Source organism: Streptomyces fuscigenes, assembly GCF_021556455.1.
GTDB lineage: Bacteria > Actinomycetota > Actinomycetes > Streptomycetales > Streptomycetaceae > Streptomyces > Streptomyces fuscigenes.
This window is the reverse complement of the sequence record NZ_JAKGCV010000659.1, coordinates 1-2,150: the sequence shown is the minus strand read 5'-3', so window position 1 is coordinate 2,150 and position 2,150 is coordinate 1. Positions and strand designations below refer to the sequence as shown.

3 protein-coding genes and 1 tRNA gene are annotated in these 2,150 nt (G+C 76.5%); 2 read left to right on the top strand and 2 right to left on the bottom strand.

Annotation, left to right across the window (positions count from 1 at the left end):
- Positions 1-730: SepX/GlpR family protein (locus L1885_RS27475; protein WP_235799856.1), on the top strand; the 730-nt coding region annotated here is incomplete at its 5' end.
- 203 nt (positions 731-933) lie between these two features.
- Positions 934-1,007 (top strand) — tRNA-Ala (locus tag L1885_RS27470).
- Positions 1,008-1,249: 242 nt separating this feature from the next.
- On the opposite strand, the gene L1885_RS27465 is transcribed toward L1885_RS27470, so the two are convergent.
- Together L1885_RS27465 and L1885_RS27460 are read right to left on the bottom strand one after the other, a co-directional pair.
- On the bottom strand, positions 1,250-1,681 hold the full coding sequence (locus L1885_RS27465; protein ID WP_235799855.1) for a VOC family protein: 432 nt from the start codon (positions 1,679-1,681) through the stop codon (positions 1,250-1,252).
- A 62-nt stretch (positions 1,682-1,743) separates the two neighbouring features.
- Positions 1,744-2,150 (bottom strand): ARMT1-like domain-containing protein (locus L1885_RS27460; RefSeq protein ID WP_235799854.1); only part of this gene is annotated, 407 nt, incomplete at its 5' end.

Here is a 2,150-nt window from a genome sequence, read left to right as displayed (position 1 = left end):
GGTCCGCGCGCCCGCCGCGCGCCGGCGGCCCCCGGCGGGCGACTCCGCCACACGCGCGCGCCGCTCGAAGGTGCTGGCGCGCCGGCGCAGGATGACGGTCCTCCTCTTCGTCGCCTTCACCGCCGGCGCGGTCGCCGCCGCGATCGGCGGACTCGACCTGCTGTGGGCGCCGGCCGTGCCTGCCGTACTGCTCAGCATCTACATCGCGCACCTGCGCTCCACCGAGCGCCGCCGGTTCGCCTTCACCATGGACCGGCGCAAGGCCGAGGAGGCCGCCCAGCGGCTGCGCGAGACCCGCTCGCACCGCCAGATCGCGGGCACCGGGCGCGCCCTCGACGCGGACGGCGTGCCGGTGCCGCAGCCGTCGTCGCGCGTCTCGCCCCAGGAGGCGGGCCGCCGCGCCCTGGTCGAGCAGACCGACCACGCCGAATGGCTCGACCAGGAACGCGAGCGCCGCCCCGGCCGCGGCGACAGCTGGGACCCCGTCCCCGTGCCGCTGCCCACCTACGTCACCGCTCCCGTGGCCCCGCGTGCCGACAGCGGCGTGGAGGTCGGCGACCCGGAGACGTGGAGCGCCGCCCGCTCGTCCGCGGCGGCCGACCCGGCTCCGGCCCCCGCTCCCGCCCGCCCCGCGCCGAACGCGGCGCCGCGTCGCGGCCGGGAGCACGGCAGGACGCCCCTCTTCGACCAGTACGACGACGAGGACCGGCCCCGCGCGGCCAACGAGTGACGCCCCGCCGGAGCCTTGCCTCCTCTGCGGATCTCTCCCGGAGCCATGCCGTCTCCCGCCCGCGTAGCCGCCGGTGCGCGGCCGGCGGCGACGCGGGCGGCCGGTGACCGGGAGGCAGCGGTGGTCCGGGGAGCGGCCGGTGACCAGCGCACAACGAGTTTCCGAGCACCCGGATCGGGATGCTAGAGTTTCACTCGTCGCAAGGGCCTGTGGCGCAGTCCGGTAGCGCACCTCGTTCGCATCGAGGGGGTCAGGGGTTCGAATCCCCTCAGGTCCACAGACGTCAGAGCCCCTGTCGGAGAAATCCGGCAGGGGCTTTCTGACGTTCCCGGCTCCCGCCGTCGCGGCGCGCGCGACCGGGCCGCCGCCGCTCCGGCCGGGTGGGCCGGTCGCGATCGGCCCGGGACCGGGCCGTGGTCACCCCCTACCGGGCCGGGACGGGGCGGTGGCCGGACGGGGCCCGGGATCGGATCGGGGCCGGGTGGCGGCCGGACGGCGGGCGGCCCGATCAGACTGCGATCAGACCGCGAAGACCTGGGAGTCGTCCGCGAAGGCCTTGAACTCCAAGGCGTTTCCGGCCGGGTCCAGCAGGAACATCGTCCACTGCTCGCCCTTCTCGCCCGCGAAGCGCAGGTACGGCTCGATCACGAACTCCGTTCCCGCGTCGCGCAGGCGGCCCGCCAGATCGTGGAACTCCCCGATCGTCAGGAGCAGTCCGAAGTGCGGCACGGGGACCTCGTGGCCGTCCACGGCGTTGTGCGCGCGCTCGGCCGGGCGCGGGGCGAGGTGCGTGACGAACTGGTGGCCGTGCAGGTTCCAGTCGACCCAGCGCTCCGCGCTGCGGCCCTCGGCCAGCCCCAGCACGCCCCCGTAGAAGCCGCGGGCGGCTGCCAGATCGTCGACGGGTACGGCCAGGTGGAAACGCGGCAGCGGTGCCTCGTGCGTGGTCATGTGCTCTCGCCTCTCTGACGTACGGGCCGGGGCGGCGCGCCCTGGTGCCTTCGTGGGCGACGCTACGCGCCGCCCCGCGCGACCTGCACCAGGGCATGCGTCCCCGAGACGCGCCACGCCTCGCCCGTGGCGTCCAGCGCCGCCACCGTCGCGGCGCCGAGGCCGGTGACCACGTCCGACTTGAGGGTGCGCAGCGCGGCGACCGGACCGGGGAAGTACGCCGTGCGGGCCGCGAACGGGGTCGTCGGCGGGTGCAGCCTGTCGCCGACCAGGCGGCGGTAGTTGAGGTCGCCCTTGAGGATCGTGAGCCGGGCGGCCGCCAGTTCGGCGCGCAGGTCGCCGGGCATCGCGTCGAACGCGAGCGGCGCGCAGAAGAAGGGGTGGGCGGCGATCCGCAGGCGCCCGTCCGCGACCGCGGCCCACAGGCGCTCCCCTGCCGCCCCCGCGCGCCCGCCGGCCGCGGCCAGCC

Coding starts and splice junctions, on each gene's coding strand:
- L1885_RS27465 (WP_235799855.1), bottom strand. CDS start 1,681: ATGACCACGCACGAGGCACCGCTGCCGCGTTTCCACCTGGCCGTACCC.